The organism is Psychrobacter cibarius (genome assembly GCF_016107535.1).
In the GTDB taxonomy this organism is placed as follows: Bacteria; Pseudomonadota; Gammaproteobacteria; order Pseudomonadales; family Moraxellaceae; genus Psychrobacter; species Psychrobacter cibarius.
In genome coordinates this window covers 39,967-61,329 of sequence record NZ_JABASQ010000004.1, presented here as the reverse complement: position 1 = coordinate 61,329, position 21,363 = coordinate 39,967, and the positions used below count along the sequence as shown (strand labels likewise).

Annotated in this window: 14 protein-coding genes; 12 read left to right on the top strand and 2 right to left on the bottom strand. The window is 42.7% G+C overall.

The window, feature by feature from the left end:
• Positions 1-148: 148 nt before the first annotated feature.
• A complete protein-coding gene (glnA, locus tag JFC08_RS04505; RefSeq protein WP_055124883.1) occupies positions 149-1,558 on the bottom strand; it encodes a type I glutamate--ammonia ligase in 1,410 nt (469 codons plus the stop codon).
• Between the two features lie 706 nt (positions 1,559-2,264).
• On the opposite strand from glnA, the gene JFC08_RS04500 reads away from it, so the two are divergent.
• The 5 genes from JFC08_RS04500 to JFC08_RS04480 all read left to right on the top strand — a co-directional run bounded on the left by JFC08_RS04500 (position 2,265) and on the right by JFC08_RS04480 (position 6,660).
• The gene (locus JFC08_RS04500) at positions 2,265-2,888 is read left to right on the top strand and encodes an anthranilate synthase component II (RefSeq protein WP_198329865.1); all 624 of its coding nucleotides are present in this window, start codon (positions 2,265-2,267) and stop codon (positions 2,886-2,888) included.
• A 108-nt stretch (positions 2,889-2,996) separates the two neighbouring features.
• Positions 2,997-4,118 carry an anthranilate phosphoribosyltransferase gene (gene trpD / locus JFC08_RS04495; RefSeq protein WP_198329864.1) on the top strand — a complete coding sequence of 374 codons (1,122 nt, stop codon included), beginning with the start codon at positions 2,997-2,999 and terminating at the stop codon, positions 4,116-4,118.
• Between the two features lie 70 nt (positions 4,119-4,188).
• Positions 4,189-5,067, top strand: a complete 879-nt coding sequence (gene trpC / locus JFC08_RS04490) for an indole-3-glycerol phosphate synthase TrpC (RefSeq protein WP_198329863.1) — start codon at positions 4,189-4,191, stop codon at positions 5,065-5,067.
• A 68-nt stretch (positions 5,068-5,135) separates the two neighbouring features.
• Complete coding sequence (locus JFC08_RS04485; protein WP_198329862.1) at positions 5,136-5,867, top strand: Smr/MutS family protein; 732 nt, start codon at positions 5,136-5,138, stop codon at positions 5,865-5,867.
• A 160-nt stretch (positions 5,868-6,027) separates the two neighbouring features.
• Positions 6,028-6,660, top strand: a complete 633-nt coding sequence (locus JFC08_RS04480; protein WP_198329861.1) for a DNA-3-methyladenine glycosylase family protein — start codon at positions 6,028-6,030, stop codon at positions 6,658-6,660.
• 331 nt (positions 6,661-6,991) lie between these two features.
• Here JFC08_RS04480 and JFC08_RS04475 read toward each other — a convergent pair whose 3' ends face one another.
• Positions 6,992-8,911, bottom strand: a complete 1,920-nt coding sequence (locus JFC08_RS04475) for a mechanosensitive ion channel family protein (RefSeq protein WP_227697645.1) — start codon at positions 8,909-8,911, stop codon at positions 6,992-6,994.
• Between the two features lie 501 nt (positions 8,912-9,412).
• Here JFC08_RS04475 and JFC08_RS04470 point away from each other — a divergent pair.
• The 7 genes from JFC08_RS04470 to JFC08_RS04440 all read left to right on the top strand — a co-directional run bounded on the left by JFC08_RS04470 (position 9,413) and on the right by JFC08_RS04440 (position 21,034).
• Positions 9,413-11,347 carry a TonB-dependent receptor plug domain-containing protein gene (locus JFC08_RS04470; RefSeq protein WP_198329860.1) on the top strand — a complete coding sequence of 645 codons (1,935 nt, stop codon included), beginning with the start codon at positions 9,413-9,415 and terminating at the stop codon, positions 11,345-11,347.
• A 272-nt stretch (positions 11,348-11,619) separates the two neighbouring features.
• Complete coding sequence (gene ahcY, locus JFC08_RS04465; protein ID WP_198329859.1) at positions 11,620-13,044, top strand: adenosylhomocysteinase; 1,425 nt, start codon at positions 11,620-11,622, stop codon at positions 13,042-13,044.
• A 13-nt stretch (positions 13,045-13,057) separates the two neighbouring features.
• Positions 13,058-13,903, top strand: coding sequence for a methylenetetrahydrofolate reductase (locus tag JFC08_RS04460; RefSeq protein ID WP_198329858.1), 846 nt, complete (start codon positions 13,058-13,060; stop codon positions 13,901-13,903).
• A 178-nt stretch (positions 13,904-14,081) separates the two neighbouring features.
• The gene (locus JFC08_RS04455) at positions 14,082-14,975 is read left to right on the top strand and encodes a 16S rRNA (uracil(1498)-N(3))-methyltransferase (RefSeq protein ID WP_198329857.1); all 894 of its coding nucleotides are present in this window, start codon (positions 14,082-14,084) and stop codon (positions 14,973-14,975) included.
• A gap of 54 nt (positions 14,976-15,029) precedes the next feature.
• Complete coding sequence (locus JFC08_RS04450; protein WP_198329856.1) at positions 15,030-16,742, top strand: putative bifunctional diguanylate cyclase/phosphodiesterase; 1,713 nt, start codon at positions 15,030-15,032, stop codon at positions 16,740-16,742.
• 393 nt (positions 16,743-17,135) lie between these two features.
• On the top strand, positions 17,136-18,929 hold the full coding sequence (locus JFC08_RS04445; RefSeq protein ID WP_198329855.1) for an acyl-CoA dehydrogenase C-terminal domain-containing protein: 1,794 nt from the start codon (positions 17,136-17,138) through the stop codon (positions 18,927-18,929).
• Between the two features lie 320 nt (positions 18,930-19,249).
• A complete protein-coding gene (locus JFC08_RS04440; RefSeq protein WP_060491046.1) occupies positions 19,250-21,034 on the top strand; it encodes an acyl-CoA dehydrogenase C-terminal domain-containing protein in 1,785 nt (594 codons plus the stop codon).
• Positions 21,035-21,363 lie beyond the last annotated feature (329 nt).

The window sequence follows — 21,363 nt, the reverse complement described above, 5'->3', positions numbered from 1 at the left end:
GCGATATTTTGGGTGTTAAATCAGTAATAATTTCAAAGAAGACAGATCCGTTGATTTAGCAAATTATTATTGAGACGTAAAAAAACCAGCTAAGATTGCCTTAACTGGTTTTATGAATTGAGCTTGCTATGAGCGTATTAGCTATAAATTAGCAACTGTAGTATAAGTCAAACTCAACGGGATGCACGGTTACATTGACACGTTGCACTTCTTCTTCTTTCAAAGCGATGAACGCCTCTAGCATGTCTTCAGTGAATACATCACCTTTTAACAAGAACTCATGATCATCACGCAGGGCTTGTAATGCAACTTCTAAGCTCTCCGCAACGGTTGGGATGAGCGCTTCTTCTTCTGGTGGTAAGTCATACAAGTTTTTGTCAGCCGCTTCACCTGGATGTATTTTATTTTGAATACCATCAAGACCTGCCATTAGTAACGCTGCAAATGTTAAGTATGGGTTGGCTGCTGGATCAGGGAAACGTGCTTCAACACGTACCGCTTTTGGGCTGCTAACATGTGGAATACGGATAGACGCTGAGCGGTTAGACGCTGAGTACGCAAGTTTGATAGGCGCTTCATAATGCGGTACTAGGCGCTTATAGCTATTAGTCGATGGGTTGGTAATCGCATTCAACGCACGCGCATGCTTGATAATACCACCGATAAAATACAGTGCAGATTCAGAAAGACCCGCATACTCATCACCTGAGAAAGTATTGACACCATCTTTGGAGATTGACATATGCACATGCATGCCTGAACCATTGTCACCAACGATTGGTTTTGGCATAAAGGTAGCCGTTTTGCCAAACTGATGCGCAACATTATGCACAACATACTTCAACTGTTGTACTTCATCGGCTTTTTTGACTAGCGTATTGAAAGCGACACCAATTTCTGACTGGCAAGGCGCAACTTCATGGTGATGAACTTCGACACAGCCTTCACCGATGATTTCTTCTAAACGCTCACACATAACAGAGCGCATGTCTTGCGAGCTATCGATTGGTGGTACTGGGAAGTAAGCGCCTTTAACACGTGGACGATGTCCCATGTTGCCCCACTCATAGTCATTGTTAGTCGACCATGCCGCTTCTTCGGCTGTGATCTTATGGCTAACGCCAGACATATCAATTGACCATTTCACATCATCAAATATAAAAAACTCAGGCTCAGGACCAAAATAAGCAGTATCGCCAATGCCCGTTGACTTCAAGTACTCTTCGGCGCGGCGCGCAATAGAACGTGGGTCACGATCATAACCTTGTAGCGTTGATGGCTCGATGATATCGCAAGTAACAACTACGGTAAGTGAATCAAAGAACGGGTCAAGAAAAGCCGTCTCTGGATCAGGACGCAAGATCATATCTGACGCTTCGATACCTTTCCAACCAGCAATAGATGAGCCATCAAACATCTTGCCATCTTCCATCACTTCTTCATCAACGCTATGCGCTGGAAAGCTGATATGTTGCTCTTTACCACGTGTATCAGTGAAGCGAAAATCAACCCATTTAGCATTAGAGGATTGGATAAGATCTAGTAGTTTGTTCGACATAAATAGTCTCCGTTGTGTTGATTAGATTATTGCGATTTAAAATTATAGGTACAATCTGTTGGTTAAAAATCTCTGGTTTGATAACAGTCAGCGCTGCGTTTAGCGCTAAATATCCTGTTTAATATTATGCTTATTCTCAACACTGTCAATATTATTAATCAAGATAGTCATCTAAGTTATGCGCTTAATAAGACCCGCCAGTGTTTTGGTTCGATATTATTCTAACAACATATCACTCATTATGCTGAACTCTTCAGGCACTCGTTAATAATAATTATTGAACCACTTTATCACCAAAGATAATCTTAACAGTAATACTGCAAAGGCTATGCCAGCTTTTTATAACGATGAAAATATAGAGGATAAAAAGATAGTTATTAACAATAATTACAGCAACTTATAGTACCTTTGAAACTATTTCAGCCGTAGATTTATCGTCAGTGGGGTCATACAAATTATTTATCCAGAGTCATTAATAACGCATTTATGCACTAAATTAGTGCATATTATATGTATAAATAAAAAATCATGTGCTTTTTTAGTGCGTTCGAGATGTTAACGAATGTCATCCAACAAGCAAAATGTATTGTTATTCACCACTTATTTGGGTCGCCTGCACCCTACATTTGATAGACTGCAAAATAGTGGTAAGATAACAGCGTTATATAACCATCTCCATAAGTAGAACTCAATAAGTAGAACGCTAATGATTCTGATGATCGATAATTACGACAGCTTTACGTACAATATTGTACAGTACTTCGGTGAATTACAGCAGGACATCACCGTCTGGCGTAACGATCAAACCACTATTGAAAATATTAGAACCCTTGCGCCAGATGCGATCGTCATTGGCCCCGGTCCCTGCGATCCCGATCAAGCTGGTATCTCTCTAGAAGCTATCAAGACTTTTCAGGGCGTGATACCGATACTAGGTATTTGCCTAGGACATCAGGCAATTGGACAAGCATTTGGTGGACAAGTGGTCAAGGCTGGTGAAGTCATGCACGGCCGCTTATCCGCTGTCTATCATACTGACCAGGGTGTCTTTGTAGGCTTACCTAATCCCGTACAAGTCACGCGCTATCATTCGCTTGTCATTGATAAAACCAGCCTGCCCGACTGTCTTGAGCTGACCGCATGGACACAAAACAGTGATGGCAGTATTGAAGAAATCATGGGTATCCATCATAAAACGTTTGCGATAGAAGGGGTACAATTCCATCCCGAGTCTATCTTAAGCGAAGCAGGTTATCAGCTGCTCAACAATTTTTTGCAAACGCATCATTTGTCAGCACTAACCTCAGATGAACTACCACAAGTCGGCTAACAGTTTATTAAAGTATGTTCTAAAAAAGCCGTTAATAACAAAATTAAAATCAAAACTATTCTATTGATAATTTAAGATTAACGGATAAAAATATTAAGAGAGATCATAATGAGTACGACAAAAACAAATGAAAGCCCTACCCCAACTAACATTACTCAACTGTCTGATGAAGAGACACATACGCTACTGACGACTGCTTTGGGGCGAATTTTTCAGCACATTGATTTAACCTTTGATGAGATGTATCAGGTGATGCTGATTATCATGCAAGGCAGATGTAGCGACGCCATGATGGGTGCTATTTTGACTGGTCTGCGTATGAAAGGTGAGTCCATCGATGAGATTACTGCCTCTGCCAGTGCGATGCGTGCGTTAGCAGCCAATATCGAACCACGGGGCTGTGATTACTTAGTCGATATCGTCGGAACTGGCGGTGATGGTGCCAATTTATTCAACGTTTCTACTGCATCAGCATTGGTTGCTGCCGCTGCTGGTGCGCAAGTGGCCAAACATGGTAACCGCGGCGTCTCCACCAACTCTGGCAGCTCAGATTTGCTTGAGCAAGCAGGTATCAGTCTGGCGCTTACCCCTGAGCAATCTAAAGAATGTATCGAAAACCAAGGTATCGGTTTTTTGTTTGCGCCCAATCATCACAGTGCGATGCGTTATGCCAATCCAGTACGCCGCGAGCTCAAAGCTCGTACCATCTTTAATATTTTAGGACCATTAACCAACCCTGCTGGCACACCCAATCTGGTAATCGGTGTCTTTACCGCTCAGCTGTGCGAGCCTATCGCTAAAGTCATGAAAAATTTAGGCGCACGTCATGTCATGGTTGTGGGCGCAAAAGACGGTTTGGATGAAATCAGTCTCGCTACCTCAACCACTGTCGCTGAATTAAAAGACGGTGAGATATCTGTTTATGAGATGATGCCAGAAGATGCAGGTATTGAGTCACAAACCCTTATCGGTCTCGATGTAGATTCTCCAGCGCAAAGTCTTGAGCTGATTCGCGCGGCTCTATCAGGAGAAAACTCTCAAGACCGTGCTGTTCTTAAAGCACGTGATATGATTGCACTAAATGCAGGCGCGGCCATATATACCGCAGGACTTGCAAGCAACTATGCTAATGGTGTGAGCCGGGCACAAACAGTCATTCAGAATGGTGATGCTCTACTCAAGCTTGAGTCTCTCGCCACATATACGCAGCAACTGGTAACTCCTGCTTAACGGCTAAGCACCATTACTGTGCACTCTAGCTATTTTGTCTATTTACATTTAACGATATTCGGATACCCGCATGACTCATACAGAAACCAAGACAGATATTCCTTCCGTATTGCAACGCATTGTCGCCACTAAAGTGGAAGAAGTAAATGCCGCACGCGAGGTATTATATCTTGAAGATTTACAAGCGCAAGTCGCGGCAGATAACAAACCACGTCGTGGCTTCGCGGCGGCGCTGCGGGCGGCTAGCACTAAAGAGCATGATATTGGTATCATCGCTGAGATTAAAAAAGCCTCTCCTTCTAAAGGCGTTATCAATCACAACTTCGCGCCTGCCCTATTTGCCAAACAATACGAGCAAGCGGGCGCCAGCTGTCTGTCTGTATTGACTGATCGCGATTATTTCCAAGGTGATGATAGCTATCTTATTCAAGCAGCTAATGCGGTAAGCTTACCCATACTGCGTAAAGATTTTATGATAGATGTGTACCAGATCTATCAATCTTATCTGATGGGCGCTGACTGTATTCTACTCATTATGGCCTGCCTTGACGACATCCAAGTACAAGAGCTGCATGCGCTAAGTATCGAATTGGGTATGGATGTATTGATAGAAGTCCATACTAAAGCCGAACTTGAACGTGCACTACAGCTACCGCGCTCAGCGCATAATATTTACGGCATTAATAATCGTGATTTGAATACTTTCGATGTCGACTTGCAAACCACGCTGGATCTAAAAAATATTTTAATCGACGCACTGGCAGCTGATGTGGATAGCACGCTTAAACCGCTTATCGTCACCGAAAGTGGCATTCATAATAGCGCTGATATTCGTTTGATGTTAGATAATGACATTCAGCACTTCTTAATCGGTGAACAGTTCATGAAGACTGACCATCCTGGACAAGCGTTACAATCCTTACTTGCAGGCGTCGCAGCAGACGGGTAAAGTGGCTTAAGTCTATTGAACAGTTTAAATAAATCCATCATTCATCAACCAACGATACGTTAACTTCTATGTCAAACTCTCTATTTTCAAAAGAAATGCAAGACCAGCTCAAAGAGCTAAAAGGCCAGCTTAGCAAAGGTCGCGATACCAATTCGCCTGAAAATGAAAACCAAAAGCCTACTGAGCCTGTATCATTGCCCACGCAAAAGCAAGTAAACAAGACTGTCAAGCAAATGGCTAGCGAGCATATTGACGATGACAAAGTGCTGTTTATGCAAGCAATGCATGGCGTCAATCAGCTTGAAGACAAAAACGTACGCTCACCTGCCAATGCTAGCAAAGCGGGCAAACCTGATGCGACCACCTTGTCTAAACGTGCTGCTGCGCAAGGTAGTGAAGCGAGTGATTTGGGAGCTGGCTTGTCAGATATGCAAGCACTACTCAACCCTGTCGCTGCTGAAGCCTATTTATCTTACAAACAGCCGACTTTGCAGAATAAAATCTTTGATCAGCTTAAAAAAGGCAAGCTACGTTGGTATGACGCCGTAGATATTCATGGTTGTACCATCGAAGAGGCACGCGTGGCAATGACTCAACTCCTAAGCCAAGCAAAACAGAAAAACGAAACCATGGTAAAAATCGTCCATGGTAAAGGCTCTGAGGCCATTTTAAAAACCTGCGTCAACGGTTGGCTACGTCAATTACCAGAAGTATTGGCATTTTGCTCTGCGCCGCCAAAAGATGGTGGTAACGGTGCAGTATTGGTACTGCTCAAAAAATCTAAAGCTGATGGTGAATAGTTTTTAGTGTTAGAGTTAGTATGAAGAATCAAAAGGACTGCTTATTGGCAGTCCTTTTTGTTATGCTCATTTTAAAATCACTATTTAATTCTTATCTACTACAGACACTATATTTAACATCTAGCGATAGCGGTATTTACATAAATCAGGATAAGTATTTATGAGCATACAGACCATTCAGAACACGCAACAGCTACATGAACATATCATGGCTTTGATTGTTATCGAGCCAAGATTTTTGTCTATCTATGAACAGGTTGGTATGCCCAGTCTACGGCATAATATCGGTGGGTTTGAGCAGTTGATGCGAGCAATGGTTGGTCAACAGCTGTCTGTGACAGCAGCAGCCAGTATTTGGCAAAAATTACTTGATGCCGCCTTAACGAATCCACAGGCAATTATCAAAGCAACAGATGAAGACTTAAGAGCGCAAGGGTTATCTAAACAAAAAACCCGTTATATTCGCTCATTAATCGATCATAATATAGACTTTGCTGCGTTAGAAATTTTGCCTGATGAAGAAACAATAGAAGTGCTGACGGCCGTTACTGGTATTGGCCGCTGGACGGCTGAGATGTATTTATTATTCTCTCTGAAACGTGCAGACGTACTTGCGGTCGATGATCTAGCGATTAAAGTAGCGGCGATGGCGTTATTAGACTTAACGGAACGCCCAACGCCGAAACAGTTAAAGAATCTAACTCAAGATTGGTCACCACATCGCAGCGCTGCCAGTCTGTTGCTATGGTCATACTACGGCTTATTACGTAATCAAACCGCTGTCCCTTTATAATGCCAAACATCCAAGTGACGATTCATTATGTCAAACTCGATTAGCTTAAGCTTAGTCTAGGGCGTGTCTTCAATTCACTCGATAGTCCTCTAAATGGGCTAAAAATGGCTAAATCTTGCCAAACATCGTCAAATAGCTGGTTAATATCCCGATATTAACCAGCTATTTTCCTTGTTTGACGGCAATTTATCTCATTTTTATCACCATTTTTGAAATGAAGACACGCCCTAGCACTCGTTTTCTTTGCTGTTCTAATTTTTGTGAATGGTATAAGATGAACGCTTGATACTTACCTCAAGTGCTTATCTTATACCGTTTTTAATCCATAACTTTATGGCTGATTCCATATAGAAAAGCCAGATTTTCTTTTTGCGTACTTGAACTTGATTTTCTTTATCATACGGCTTTTATTTCTCAATGTCTTTAACGCATTGTCTTTTTTGCTCTTGACTGATTTAGAGGTTCGCTGGCTGCCTTTTTCATCTGTCTTGACGTTATCTTTACCTTTACTCAAGTCCACGGCATGCTTATCATCGTTGCTGTTATCCTTATTGTCGCTAGCATCATCATCAGCATGGTCATCGTTTGACATGTCTTTTGTCGTTTCGGCGACGTTGTCTTCCTTATTCTTATTTTCCATTTCATTTTCTATGTGATGTTCAAGCTCAGTTTTATTGACAATAAGCTGCTGCGTTGGCAAGGCATGCTCGACATCATATTTCGCCACTTGGTTCAATAAATCAACAAACAAAACGTTCTGTTTGTCATAGAACTCAGTCACGCCATTAGCATTAACATACGCCTGTAATTGAATAATGTAGCAGTCTTGACGTAGCTCTAAAATATTGACCTGATTCCATTCTTGGTTGGTCAAATAATGCTCATCTATAAACTCATCCAAATCCTTGACCATCTTAAAGACTACATCAATATCAGCAGTGCGTTTAATATATAACTGATGGAAGAAGCGAAACATATCGCGGGACGTAAAGTTTTCAATCTGCATCGATGAGAAATCACCATTTGGTACAGTCACAACAGTGCGCGTCAAGGTGCGCACACGTGATGAGCGAATACCAATATCAATGACTGTGCCTTCATAAGTGCCAAACTTACAATAATCACCAATACGTACGGGCGAATCCGCCACGACCACGACACTACCAACAAGGTTTTCGATGGTTTTTTGCGCACCCAGTGCTAATGCCAAACCACCCACACCCAAGGCGGCAATACCCGTGGTCAAATCAAAACCCAAATTACCGAAGATAACAATCACGGCAAAGATCAGCAGCAACGCTTTGACCACTTTGCGTAGCAGCCCCAAGATTGAGACACGTTCAGTATAATTTTTCTTATAACTTAAATTTACCGCACGAGTGAATATGGCATCGATGACTCGTAACAGCAACCAAGTTAATGCAAGCCAAGATGCAATCTCAGTAAAACGATTGATCGGTTCACGTAGCGTCACCGACACGCCTGCATACACCATCACTTCTGACAGTATCAGCGCCATAATGACCACTGCCAGTGGCAATACGACCTTATCAGGTAATGGCAATGGTACGCCGCGTACACGAGGATAGACGATTCGTAATAGATGGTACAGCAGCCATACCATGATATAAGTAAACACAAAGCTGCCGACAGTCATCATTAACGCTGCGGCTAAATCCGCCACTTGATAACCAAACAGCTTTTTGCCTTCTAAGGAATCAAAAGTATAGCGAGACACTAACGTTGGTTCGGTATTTTCTATGACTTCTGGTACTGAGCTGAGCGTATCCGTAGAAAACTGCCAGTACTGCTCTCCTTGCTTAGACACCACTCTTTCAAGTATCAGTGGCACACTTTTTTCACCCACATTAATCGCACCGACGTTTTCTTGGCTTGGCGGTAGCTGATCAGTTAGGTTGCCCTCAGGCGTATTATTAATCTGCAAATCAGGCTGAAAACGCCCGCCTGCATCCAGCGCTTGCTTGAATTGACGAACGATTGTGGTTGGATTGTCAGACTTTGATAGGTTTAAATAATTACTCGCCAGCAGATAGTCATTTTCACCTAACGCACTGATGAAGCCCTGTACGGTATGGCGCGGAGTATCGCGTCCGAATGAATCTGGTATCGGCGTACTTGCCGACTCCTCACTGGTACTGCCACCCATCCCCAATGCGCTGGCTTCAGCAGCAAATGCATTATTGGGCAACAACGCACTCAACAGCATCACAAGAAAAAACAAAATTGCCATTAGTGGCATTTTGATGATTGAGTATGGTGAAGACAACTCGGGACTGGGAATTATAGGAATCAGGCGACACTTAATAGACAAAACAAACCTCTTAGCATTATGAATGGTACAACGAAGAACAAATGAGTGCTTCCCTATAATAGCAATTATTTATAACAGCAGTGCTTTTGATTACACGTTTTTATGGTCATCTATGTGAATTATCTGCTCTCACCTTTGCTTATGGCTGCTAATTTTTTATCACCTTTCACGACACTCCTTGTCGATGTCTACTATGAATAAGAGTGATAATCATTAAATGAATAAACCGCAATCTATCATGAAAACTCCTCAGCTTACCGTGAATAAACATTAGGTTAAAGTGGTTTATAAAGCGGTCTGTTTTGTAGATAATGAACGCAGTTTTGCTTGTCCACTGTTTTTTGTAATTTTTAGCCATATTAACGTCAATATGGTTACTTTTTCGCTGCATTTTCTAATATGATTATTTTGGAATTGACTATGTCTTTATCACGTTCATCTTCACGTACCTACCTTCGTTTGAGTATCTTAAGCGCACTAGGTTTACTTGCGGTTAACACAGCAATGGCAGTGACACCTGACGTTGCTACTATTAGCGATAGCGAGCTACCACAAGTTGAACTCGATGAAATCGTTGTAACAGCTACCCGCACCCCTACCAAAATCAGCAATACCATTGCCCAAACAAGGGTTATTGATAGCGAAGAATTACAGCGTTATCAAGGTCAAACCGTGCAAGATATAATCTCTCGGCAACCAGGTTTTAGTAACTTTTCTAACGGTGGCATGGGAACTACTGGCAACTTCTACATTCGTGGTTATGACAAAAGACAGATTTTAGTTTTAGTTGATGGGATACGTTATAGCTCTGTTGATGATGGCGGTGCAGCATTAAGTTTATTGCCTGCTGAGCAAATTGAACGTATCGAAATATTATACGGTGCTTCAGGCTCAAGTATGTATGGTGCTGATGCCATGGGTGGCGTGATTCAAATATTCACAAAAGGCTCTAATATTGAAAAAAATCAATTTTCTGTAACTGCAGGAGCAGGCTCTCACGACCATTACCTATATGGTGCTACTGCACAGTTCAGAAACGATCAAGGTACGAGCCTAAGTCTCTCTGCTAGCCGTAATGAAACCAAGGGTTTTAGCGCCGTTGCTCCCGATGGCTATGGTTATAATAAAGACGATGATGGATTTAAGAGCAATAACTATAGTTTGAATCTTAACCAAAAGGTGAATGAAGCGGTCACGGTAGGTATTAGTGGCTTATATACTGACTCAACCACAGATATTGATTCAGCAGATCAGTATAACTGGGAATCTCCCTATGAAAAGCTAGAAACAGCTCTACATGACGCTTATGTCAATCAAAAAAACGGGGTTGCTAGCGCCTATATCCAGTACAAAGATGCTGAAAAAACAGCTAAGCTAGCTTATGGATACAGTGTTGCCGACTCTTCTACCTATGAATATGAATCCAAAGTGGGCAATCCAGATAAATATGATACCACTCAACAGCAGATCACCTTAACAGGTGATTATAAGTTACCTATTGGTACTGCTGTTTATGGTATTGAGCACCTAAAACAAGAGTTAGACTCTAGTGTTTATGAAGCTGATGACCGTAAAGTTACTGGTGGTTATCTAGGATATATTCTATCTAAAGATAATATAGACGCTCAGGCTAATGTTAGACATGATGATTATTCTGATTTTGATAGTGAAACCACCTATAACTTAGGCGCTGCTTATCACTTCACTCCTGAATTACGTGTCGGAGCGAATTATGCTAAAGGTTATCGCGTACCATCTTTTACCCAATTATTTGGTCCAGCTAGTTGGGGAAGTAATCCAAACTTAAAGCCTGAAACCAGTGACAACTATGAAGCTTTTATTGAGTATGATACTTTGCTTCAATCTACGCGCTTGACAGGCTATCATAATACAGTTGATGACCTTATCTCTTGGTCTGGTTCACAAAATGAAAATATTGAATCAGCAAAAATAAGAGGTGCTACTTTAAGCACTGACTGGAATATTGATAATTACTTATTTGGCTTAAGCTATGATTACCAGAAAGCCGAAAATGATAGTGGACTTGGTAATGATGGTAACTTACTAGCTATTCGTCCTGAACATAAAGGCTTGGTCTATGTCGGCTATCAATTATCAGATCTAGATATCCGTGCTGAATACCAGTACGTGGATGATTATTATTATGACGCTACTAATGATACGAAAGTTGAGAGTTATAATTTAGTAAATATTAGTAGTAATTACAAACTGACTGACAACCTATCTATGACTGCACGTTTAAATAACGTGTTCAATGAAAAATATGTAACAGCCCCTGGTTATAATACTGACGGCACTAACTTCTTCACCTCATTAACTTATAACTGGTACTAGAGTTATTCGTTCTGTTATTAAAAGAGACCATCTATTGATGGTCTTTTTTTATGGGTGACATTTTATCTGTCATCTATTACAATGACACCCTCCGAGAGGTGTTGCGCCATAATAATTGATTATTGCATCTAGGCTTCAAAGCCATGTTAATCAATCATTATGTTAGGCTCGGTTAACTGTCGATCGCCCTATTTTGGTCGCTCACAGCGCAAATAACGACACCTGCGTTTTTATTCTTTTTATCATACCTTAACCACTGATAGGAGCATATTATGGACGCAGTGTCTAACACCCCATCTGCCCATACGATCGACCCCTCTTTCACTGACTATAAAGTCGCCGACATCAGTCTTGCTGACTACGGTCGCCGTGAAATTACCCTTGCCGAAGCTGAAATGCCTGCCCTAATGGGTTTGCGTCGTCGCTACGAAGCCGATCAGCCGCTTAAAGGCGCAAAAATCGCTGGCTGTATCCACATGACCATCCAGACTGCCGTTCTTATCGAGACACTCGTCGCGCTAGGTGCTGAAGTACGTTGGACCTCATGTAATATCTTCTCAACCCAAGACCATGCTGCTGCGGCTATTGCTGCTGCTGGCATCTCTGTTTATGCTTGGAAAGGCGAAACTGAAGAAGAGTACGAATGGTGCTTACGTCAACAAATCCACGTTGGCGGCGAAGAGTCAGGTCAGCTTTGGGATGCCAACTTAATCTTAGATGATGGTGGTGATTTAACTGCATTGATTCATAATGATTATGCCGAGCTTCTTGACAGCATCCATGGTATCTCAGAAGAAACCACTACTGGCGTCCATCGCTTAGTCGAAATGCTAAATAAAGGCACACTTAAAGTTCCCGCTATCAACGTTAACGATGCGGTTACTAAGTCTAAAAACGACAACAAATACGGCTGCCGTCATAGTTTAAATGATGCTATCAAACGTGCAACTGACATGTTCCTTGCTGGTCGTCGCGCTTTGGTCATCGGTTATGGCGATGTGGGTAAAGGCTCTACACAAAGCTTACGTCAAGAAGGCATGATCGTACGTGTCTCAGAAGTTGATCCTATCTGTGCCATGCAGGCATGTATGGACGGTTTTGAAGTATTGTCACCTTACATCAATGGTGATAACACTGGCGGCGCAGAAAACATCAACACCCGTCTGCTTGAAGACACTGACATGATTGTTACTACTACTGGTAACTACCATGTTTGTGACAGACATATGCTAGCAGCCCTTAAGCCTGGTGCGGTTGTTTGTAACATCGGTCACTTTGATACTGAGATCGACACCCAATTCATGCGTGATAACTGGCGCTGGGTTGAGATTAAGCCACAAGTGCATCAAATTTTCCGCTCGGACGACGAAAATGATTATTTGATTTTGCTTGCTGAAGGTCGTTTGGTTAACCTTGGTAATGCCACTGGTCACCCATCGCGCGTGATGGACGGCTCATTTGCCAACCAAGTATTGGCTCAAATGTATTTGTTTGACGAGAAATTCGCAGACTTGCCAGCCGACGCACGTACTGACAGCTTATATGTAAAAGTACTGCCTAAGAAGCTCGATGAAGAAGTCGCTGCGGCGATGGTTGCTGGTTTTAACGGTACTCTAACGAAGCTAACTGAAAAACAAGCAGAGTATTTGGGTGTGCCTGTCGAAGGTCCATTTAAGCCTGACGCTTACAAATACTAAAAGGAGCCAGACTGTGACTAAGCCTGCTTTCTCCTTTGAGTTTTTCCCTGCCAAAACCGAGCTAGGTCATGAAAAACTACTCAGTACTTATGATGAGTTGAATAAGCTATCACCTGCGTATTTTTCGGTGACTTACGGTGCTGGCGGCTCAACCCGAAATCGCACTTTAGATATCGTCCAAGCACTATGCGCACGCGGCGATACTGATATTGCGCCGCATATATCTTGTATCGGTGATGATAAGGCGGAAATCGCTGAATTGCTCGATCTGTATAAAGATTTGGGTATCAAGCGCTTAGTCGCCCTGCGTGGTGATTTACCATCAGGTCAAGTCGGTATGGGCGAGCTGCCGTTTGCGTTAGACTTGGTGAAGTTTATCCGTGAATATTCAGGCGATCATTTCCATATCGAGGTCGCAGCGTATCCTGAAATGCATCCACAAGCGCGTAGCTTTGCGTTTGATGTTGACAACTTGGTCAATAAATACCAAGCGGGTGCTAATGCATCGATTACTCAGTTTTTCTATAACGCTGATAGTTACTTATATTTGCGTGATACCTTAGAGAAGCGTGGTATCGATACGGTTGCTCAGCCTTTAATCGCTGGTATCATGCCAATTACTAACTCAAGTAATTTGGTACGCTTTGCCGATAGCTGTGGCGCTGATATTCCGCGTTATGTACGTAAGCAGTTGTCTGACTTTGGCGATGACCGCAAAGCCATTCGTGAATTTGGTTTTGATGTCGTCTATCGTTTATGCGAGCGCTTAATTGCTGAGGGCGTACCTGCCATGCATTTTTATAGCATGAATAAGGTTGAGCCAAACAAGCGCTTGGTTGAAGCACTCGGCTTAGCTTAATTGCTCATCGTATTTATCGAATGTATTTTTTAAAGACTGGCGTTCCTAGGAGCGCCAGTCTTTTTGGTATAAGAATTGCACTAATGCAAATTCTACTAAAGATAATCCCTTTACCCTCTCAAACGATATTCTGCTAAGATATTTGAAAATATTATTCAAACAATAGGACTAAGCAACTGTGCGACGTTTTTTTTATGACACCAGCAATGACATCAGTGATGAAAGAAGCTCACTCCATCCTCAACTTAGCACCTTGGCTATTGGAGATAGTGCCGAATTAACAGAGAGTATCGTCCATCATTGGTGCCGTGTATTGCGTGCCAATATTGGCGATCAAGGCATATTATTCGATGGCTTTGGCGGCGAGTATCAGGTGCAGCTCGATACCATCAGTAAAAAACACGCCACTGTGACATTATTAGCACATGTAGATATTGACCGAAGTGCCGCTGTCTTCACTAAAATCGGTCTAGTGATGAGCCGCGGTGAACGCATGGACTATGCGATTCAAAAATCCACCGAGCTTGGTGTCACTGCCATTCAATTGCTAAGTAGCCATCATGGCGAGGTCAATCTAAAGCCTGCCCAAGTAGAAAAAAAACTGGCACATTGGCAGCAAGTTGCCATTGCCGCGTGTGAACAATGCGGTCTTAACCGTCCACCGCTTATTATTGCGCCTGTGTCCATAAATGACTGGTTACAAAAGTCAGCGACCCACTCTTCCGATGCGCAAATGGACGTGCGCCCTCCTACTACCAGTACTATTGTCACAACCCTTAGCCAAGACCCTTATTATCAAATATTACAACAACCAGCAGATTTGCGTCTGCAACTGAGCGTACCAGCTGCAGGACAACCAGCAATGCCTAGGTCGCTACCAACAGTCTTAACGCAACAGTCTCCTTATATTGAGCTGCTAATAGGCCCTGAAGGTGGTCTGAGTGCTGATGAATGCCAGCAAGCAGCCAAAGCTGGTTTTGAACCTTGGCAAATTGGCTCAAGAATCTTACGCACCGAGACCGCACCCGTGGTGGCGTTGGCGACTCTGCATGCTTTGAGCTATTATGGGTAAATACCCTATGCGTAATCCTAACTGCTGCAATATTTCGATATGATGAGTCCAACTATGACTGCTTTCGCCCCTATTCCAATCGCAGACAAGCAGCAACTGCTGGTCGAGTTATGCGAGCAACTTGATGATGCCATATTCATCTTGGATGCCCATTTACGTTATCTATCGATCAATGCCAGTTATGAGATTATCATTGGCTACAGTGAATCATTTTTGCTTGGCAGACCACTTGGTGTTTATGCAGCAGAATTTTTATCAGATGAAGAAAGGGCCGTTTTAGCAGATATCACTGACCATCTAGACTGCAATGGTTTTTATGAAAACGACTTTTCGATGCTGAACCGTTATGGACAAATACTTGACTGTCACATGACTTATCGCAAAATCTGTGTCAATCATAGAACTTACTATATCGGTATGGTGCGTGATATGTCCGCGGTCGTCAAAGATCAAAAGCAGGTGGCTCATTTACTCAATTATGATCAATTGACTGGGTTACCAAACCGTAAAGTTTTCTTGAGTCAGACAAGCGACCTATTGTTGGACAGCTATCAAGAAGTCGTGATTGTGCGCTTTAATATTGACCGTTATCGCAATCTAGCAAGCTTGCTTGGCCCTGACGGCATCAACACCTTGGTAAAGAACTTTGTCACACGCCTGAAGAACCTTAAGCTCGATAATTTACAGTGTTTTTCCCATTTTGGCGGCGATGATTTTGCATTATTATTCGAATCCAATGACGCTAATATGGTACGTCATCAGCTAGATAGCTTGATGCAAATGTGTGAACGCCCCTTCTCCTTAGATGAAAACACTGCGATAGATGCCAAGATTTATTGTCATATTTCCGTCGGGGTCAGTTACTTTCCCACTAACGACGACGAAGTGACAGGATTATTGACCAAGGCTGAAAAAGCCCTGCATTATGTCAAGCAGCAAGGCGGTGATGACATTTGCTGGTATGATACGGCCATTGACGAAGCCACTGCGGGTAGCTTGCAGTTAGAGGCAGAACTTAGAGCCGCCACCACTGAAAATCAATTTGTTCCTTATTATCAACCAAAGTTTGAGTTGGCTACTGGCATCATTATTGGTTTTGAAGCGCTGGTACGTTGGCAACACCCGACTCGCGGACTGCTAAAGCCGATACATTTTATCAATGCCATTATCACTCATAAACTGTCGTTTGAGCTGTTCTCGCACATGGCGGTTCAAATTGCTAAGCAGTTATCGACTTGGCAACAGCAAGGATTTTGTCAACATATCTGTATCAATGCAGATGCCGCCGAATTTAGCCACCCTGAGTTTTCTGAGATGGTGAGCAGTTTACTGGTGCAACACCATATTTCTGCGCATCAGCTACATATTGAAGTCACCGAATCATCCTTAATTCAGCGACATTCAAATGTCAAAAAACAGCTTACTCTGCTCAAAGAGCTGGGAATTTGTCTGGCATTGGATGACTTTGGCACTGGTTATGCCTCTTTGAGTTACTTACAAGAATATCCGTTTGATTTCATTAAAATTGACAAAAGTTTTATATCCAACATCGACACCGATCGTACCCAACATGCCATTGTAAAAGCTATTTTAGACTTGGCGATGGCACTTGATATGCAGGTAGTCGCCGAAGGTATCGAAACCGAACAACAGCGAGATGTGTTGCTAAAAATGGGCTGTCAACAGGGACAAGGCTATTGGTTTGGCAAACCAGTGCCAGCAGAGGCTGCGACTGAGATGTTGATTCAGCAGTACGCCGCCAAATAAACCCCATTTAACGGATGTTTATTTATCCAGTATCATTAGTATTTTCATATGGTTATTCGCGTTTCCTCTTAACGCCTAACGTCGATTGTATAACCGATGCAAGATAGGTTCATGACTTATCAGTGCTGTCACCAAACTTGTATAATCCCCTCTGAAAGCCTATCTTTTATAGTGAATTTGTTAGAGCTTATTAAGTTTCAAGCTTACTCTGACCATCGCCATTCTTTTCAATACTATTTTATATAGCCGACAACATCGTCAATCTGCATTATTGCCTAGCATTTATTTGGGCTCGTTAGATTAATATGGGCTGGACTTGTGCACTAAGTAACAGTGCAGTCATGTGCCTACCCTTGATGATGATTGGTTATATTCTCAAAAGGACAGGAAGTTATGCAATACAAAGCGCCCTTACGTGACATTCAATTCGTGATGCATGAGTTACTCGACAGCGAAAGCCATTATAAAACCCTGCCAGCATTCCAAGAAGCGGATCGCGAGCTAATGGATAGCCTGTTTGAGATGGCTGCAAGCTTTGCTGAAAATGAGCTATCACCATTGAATCAAAGTGGTGACGCTGAAGGTTGCCAGTTTAACAATGGTCAAGTCACTACGCCAAAAGGCTTTAAAGAAGCATACAAAGCGTATTGTGAGCTTGGCTTCCCAGCGTTGTCTGCTGAAGAAGACTTCGGTGGTCAAAACATGCCGTTCTCATTATCAACCGTCATTAATGAAATGGTTGGTACGGCTAACTGGTCATTTTCTATGTACCCTGGTTTATCGCATGGTGCCATTCAAACCATCGAGCATCACGGTACGGACGAGCAAAAACAAACCTACCTAGAAAAAATGGTCAGCGGCGAATGGTCAGGCACCATGTGCTTGACTGAAGCACATGCAGGTTCTGATCTGGGTATTATCCGCACCAAAGCCGAGCCTAAAGAAGACGGCAGCTATAGCATCACTGGTCAAAAAATCTTCATTTCAGCTGGTGAGCATGACTTAACGGACAATATTATTCACATTGTATTGGCTCGTCTACCAGGCGCGCCTGCTGGCACAAAAGGCATCTCACTATTTATCGTTCCTAAGGTAACGGTCAACGGAGATGGTAGCCTAGGTGAAAACAACAACGTCGTTTGTGGCTCTATCGAACACAAAATGGGTATCAAAGCTTCAGCCACTTGCGTGATGAACTTTGATGGCGCAACAGGTTATCTAATTGGCCCAGAAAACCGTGGTCTACAGTGCATGTTTACCTTTATGAACGTGGCGCGTATTGGTACCGCAGTGCAAGGTTTAACAGCAGCAGAATATGCGTTCCAAGGCTCATTAACATATGCCAAAGATCGTCTAGCAATGCGTTCATTATCTGGTGTTAAAGCCCCTGAAAAAGTCGCTGACCCTATCATTGTACATCCAGCGGTTCGTAACATGCTGTTGACTGAAAAAGCCTTTGCTGAAGGTGGTCGTGCTTTAGTCTACTACCTCTCACATTTTGCCGATACCGTCGCAAAAGGCGAAGGCGATGCGCTTAAATTTGCTGATCAAATGTTGTCACTATTGACACCTATTGCTAAAGCGTTCTTAACTGAAACTGGTCTAGAAGCGGCTAACCATGGCGTACAGGTTTATGGTGGTCATGGCTTTATCAGCGAATGGGGCATGGAGCAAAACGTGCGTGATACACGCATTGCTTGCTTATACGAAGGTACCACTGAAATCCAAGCACTCGATCTACTAGGTCGTAAAGTATTGGGCTCACAAGGCAAACTGCTTGCAAACTTCGTCAAAATCATCCAAACATTCTGTGAAGAAAACAAAGAAAATGACGAGATGGGTCAGTTTATTCGCCCACTTTCCAAACACCTTAAAGAATGGGCCGACTTGACTGCACGCATCGGCATGCAAGCCACTGAAAACCCAGATGCGGTTGGCGGTGCTGCGGTTGATTACATGTATTTCAGCGGTTATGTGACGCTAGCCTACTTATGGGCACGCATGGCATTAGTAGCACAAACTGAACTTGCTAACGGTACTAGCGAACAAGCCTTCTACGACGCGAAAGTAAAAACCGCGCAGTTCTACTTTGCTAAGCTATTGCCACGTACCACCACTCACGTACAGCGTATCAGCACTGGTGTTGAACCATACATGAGCATGGACGTTGATCAGTTCGCTTTTTAATTAGACGTTAAATACTGCTAATACTGTATTTTTATCGGCAACATACTCAGGTGTGTTGCCGATTTTCTTAGCGCTATTAAAATTAATAACGAGTAGAGTCAACACTTTCAAGAAATCTAACCTTTTCTAAAAATCTATCCTTATTTTTATAAAGGCTATCCTTTATCAATACTTTTGGTGTACGCACAATTCACGAAGAAACACACCCGTGCGCAAGCTTATTTGCTAAACTTTGATTATTAACCGCTAAGGTTAGACCAAAAGAACAATTGATATCTTTAACAACTTTAATTTTATTTATTTGAACCAAAGGAATGTTTATGGCTGTTTATAATGCCCCTCTGAATGACATGCGCTTTATCTTAAATGATGTATTTAACGCGCCTAAATTTTGGCAAAACAACGAAAACTTAGCTCATGTCGATATGGAAACAGTCGATATGATTTTGGAAGAAATGGCAAAACTGTCAAAAAACATTCTTTTGCCAATCAACCGCAGCGGCGATGAAGAAGGTGCAACCTTTGAAGGTAATGGCGTCGTCACGACTCCTACTGGATTTAAAGAAGCGTATAAACAGTATGCTGAATCAGGTTGGGTTGGCTTAAGCGGTAATTCTGAATACGGTGGTCAAGGTTTCCCAAAAATGGTGACCATGTTGACTGAAGAAATGGTATTCACTGCCAACCAATCATTCGCTCTCTACCCTAACCTGACCGTTGGTGCAACACTGTGCCTAAACGCGGCTGCCTCTGAAGAGCAAAAGCAAACTTACTTAGAAAAAATGTACAACGGCGAATGGGCTGGCACCATGTGCTTGACAGAGCCACATGCTGGTACCGACTTGGGTATCATCAAAACCAAAGCTATCCCTAATGATGACGGTAGCTATGATATCTCTGGTACCAAAATCTTTATCACTGGCGGCGAGCATGACTTAACCGAAAACATCATTCATTTGGTATTGGCAAAAACCCCTAACGCGCCAGAAGGCTCAAAAGGTATTTCGCTATTTGTCGTACCAAAATTTTTGGTCAATGCAGATGGCAGCTTAGGCGAGCGTAACACTTTAGCAGTCGGCTCTATCGAGCACAAAATGGGCATCAAAGCCTCAGCCACTTGTGTCATGAACTTTGACAGCGCTAAAGGCTGGATGGTTGGTGCCGAAAACACGGGTCTGTCATCAATGTTTATCATGATGAACTATGAGCGTGTCACCATGGGTCTGCAAGGCCTTGGTGGTTCTGAGCTTGCTTACCAAAACGCAGCGCTATACGCCAATGATCGTGGTCAAGGTCGTAGCGATACCCAACTACAAAGCCCAGAAAAGCCAGCGGATGCCATCATTCATCATGCCGATGTACGCCGTATGCTATTAAATGCCAAAGCCAATACTGAAGCCTCACGTTGCTTTGCCATGTATGTGGCTAAAAATCTTGACGAAGAGAAGTTTAGTACCGATCCAGAAGCTGCTCAAGCTGCCGCTGCACGCGTTGCGCTACTAACGCCAGTTGCTAAAGCGTTCTTGACTGACAAAGCACTAGAAGCCACTATTGATTGCCAGCAAGTATTTGGCGGTCATGGCTATATCCGCGAATGGGGTATGGAGCAAATCGTTCGTGATACCCGTATTGCCCAGATTTATGAAGGCACCAACGGTATTCAAGCACTTGACTTGCTGGGTCGTAAAGTGGCGAAAAATAACGGCAAATACGTTACCCATTTCTTAGGTGAAATTCGTGATTTCGTCAATAACATGCAAGCAGATCATGGTATCAAGCAAGCAACGCTAGATGCTGCTGACACGATTGAAGCATTGACCAACACTGTGCTTAGCAACATTGGCGAGCGTAAAAACGAAGTCAATGGCTGTGCCGTTGACTACATGCATGCCTTTGGTTACCTCGCTTATTCGTACATGTTTGCGTTGATGGTAGAAGCCGCTAACGGTAAAGAAGGTGAGTTTTATACCAATAAAGCCAAGCTTGCCGATTATTTCGTCGGGCGTATTTTGCCACGCATTGATGCTCATGCACAAATGGTTAAAGCTGGTAGTGATCCAATGATGAACTTTGATCTTAGTTACTTTGATGTACCTGCTAGCTAATTTCTTACTTTTATAATAAAGTAGGCAATACCGCACTACGATAAGGGGACAGTCACGCTACTGTCCCTTTTTTTGCCAAAAATATCATCACAGCGATGGTTTCCACAATCGATATAATGAGCGCCACAAAATAACTGCTAACAAAATAATTAACCGCTCAGGCATTGTTACGATTAAAATAACGCAAAGTCACAACATTAAGATTGGTACAAATATCTTTAACGCCTAAACCAATAAGCTCTGAACCAATAACTTCCAAATTAGTGAGCTGTAAATTAGAAACCTAATCATCAATAGTGCTAGATATCGCGACATTGATAGCCAATATA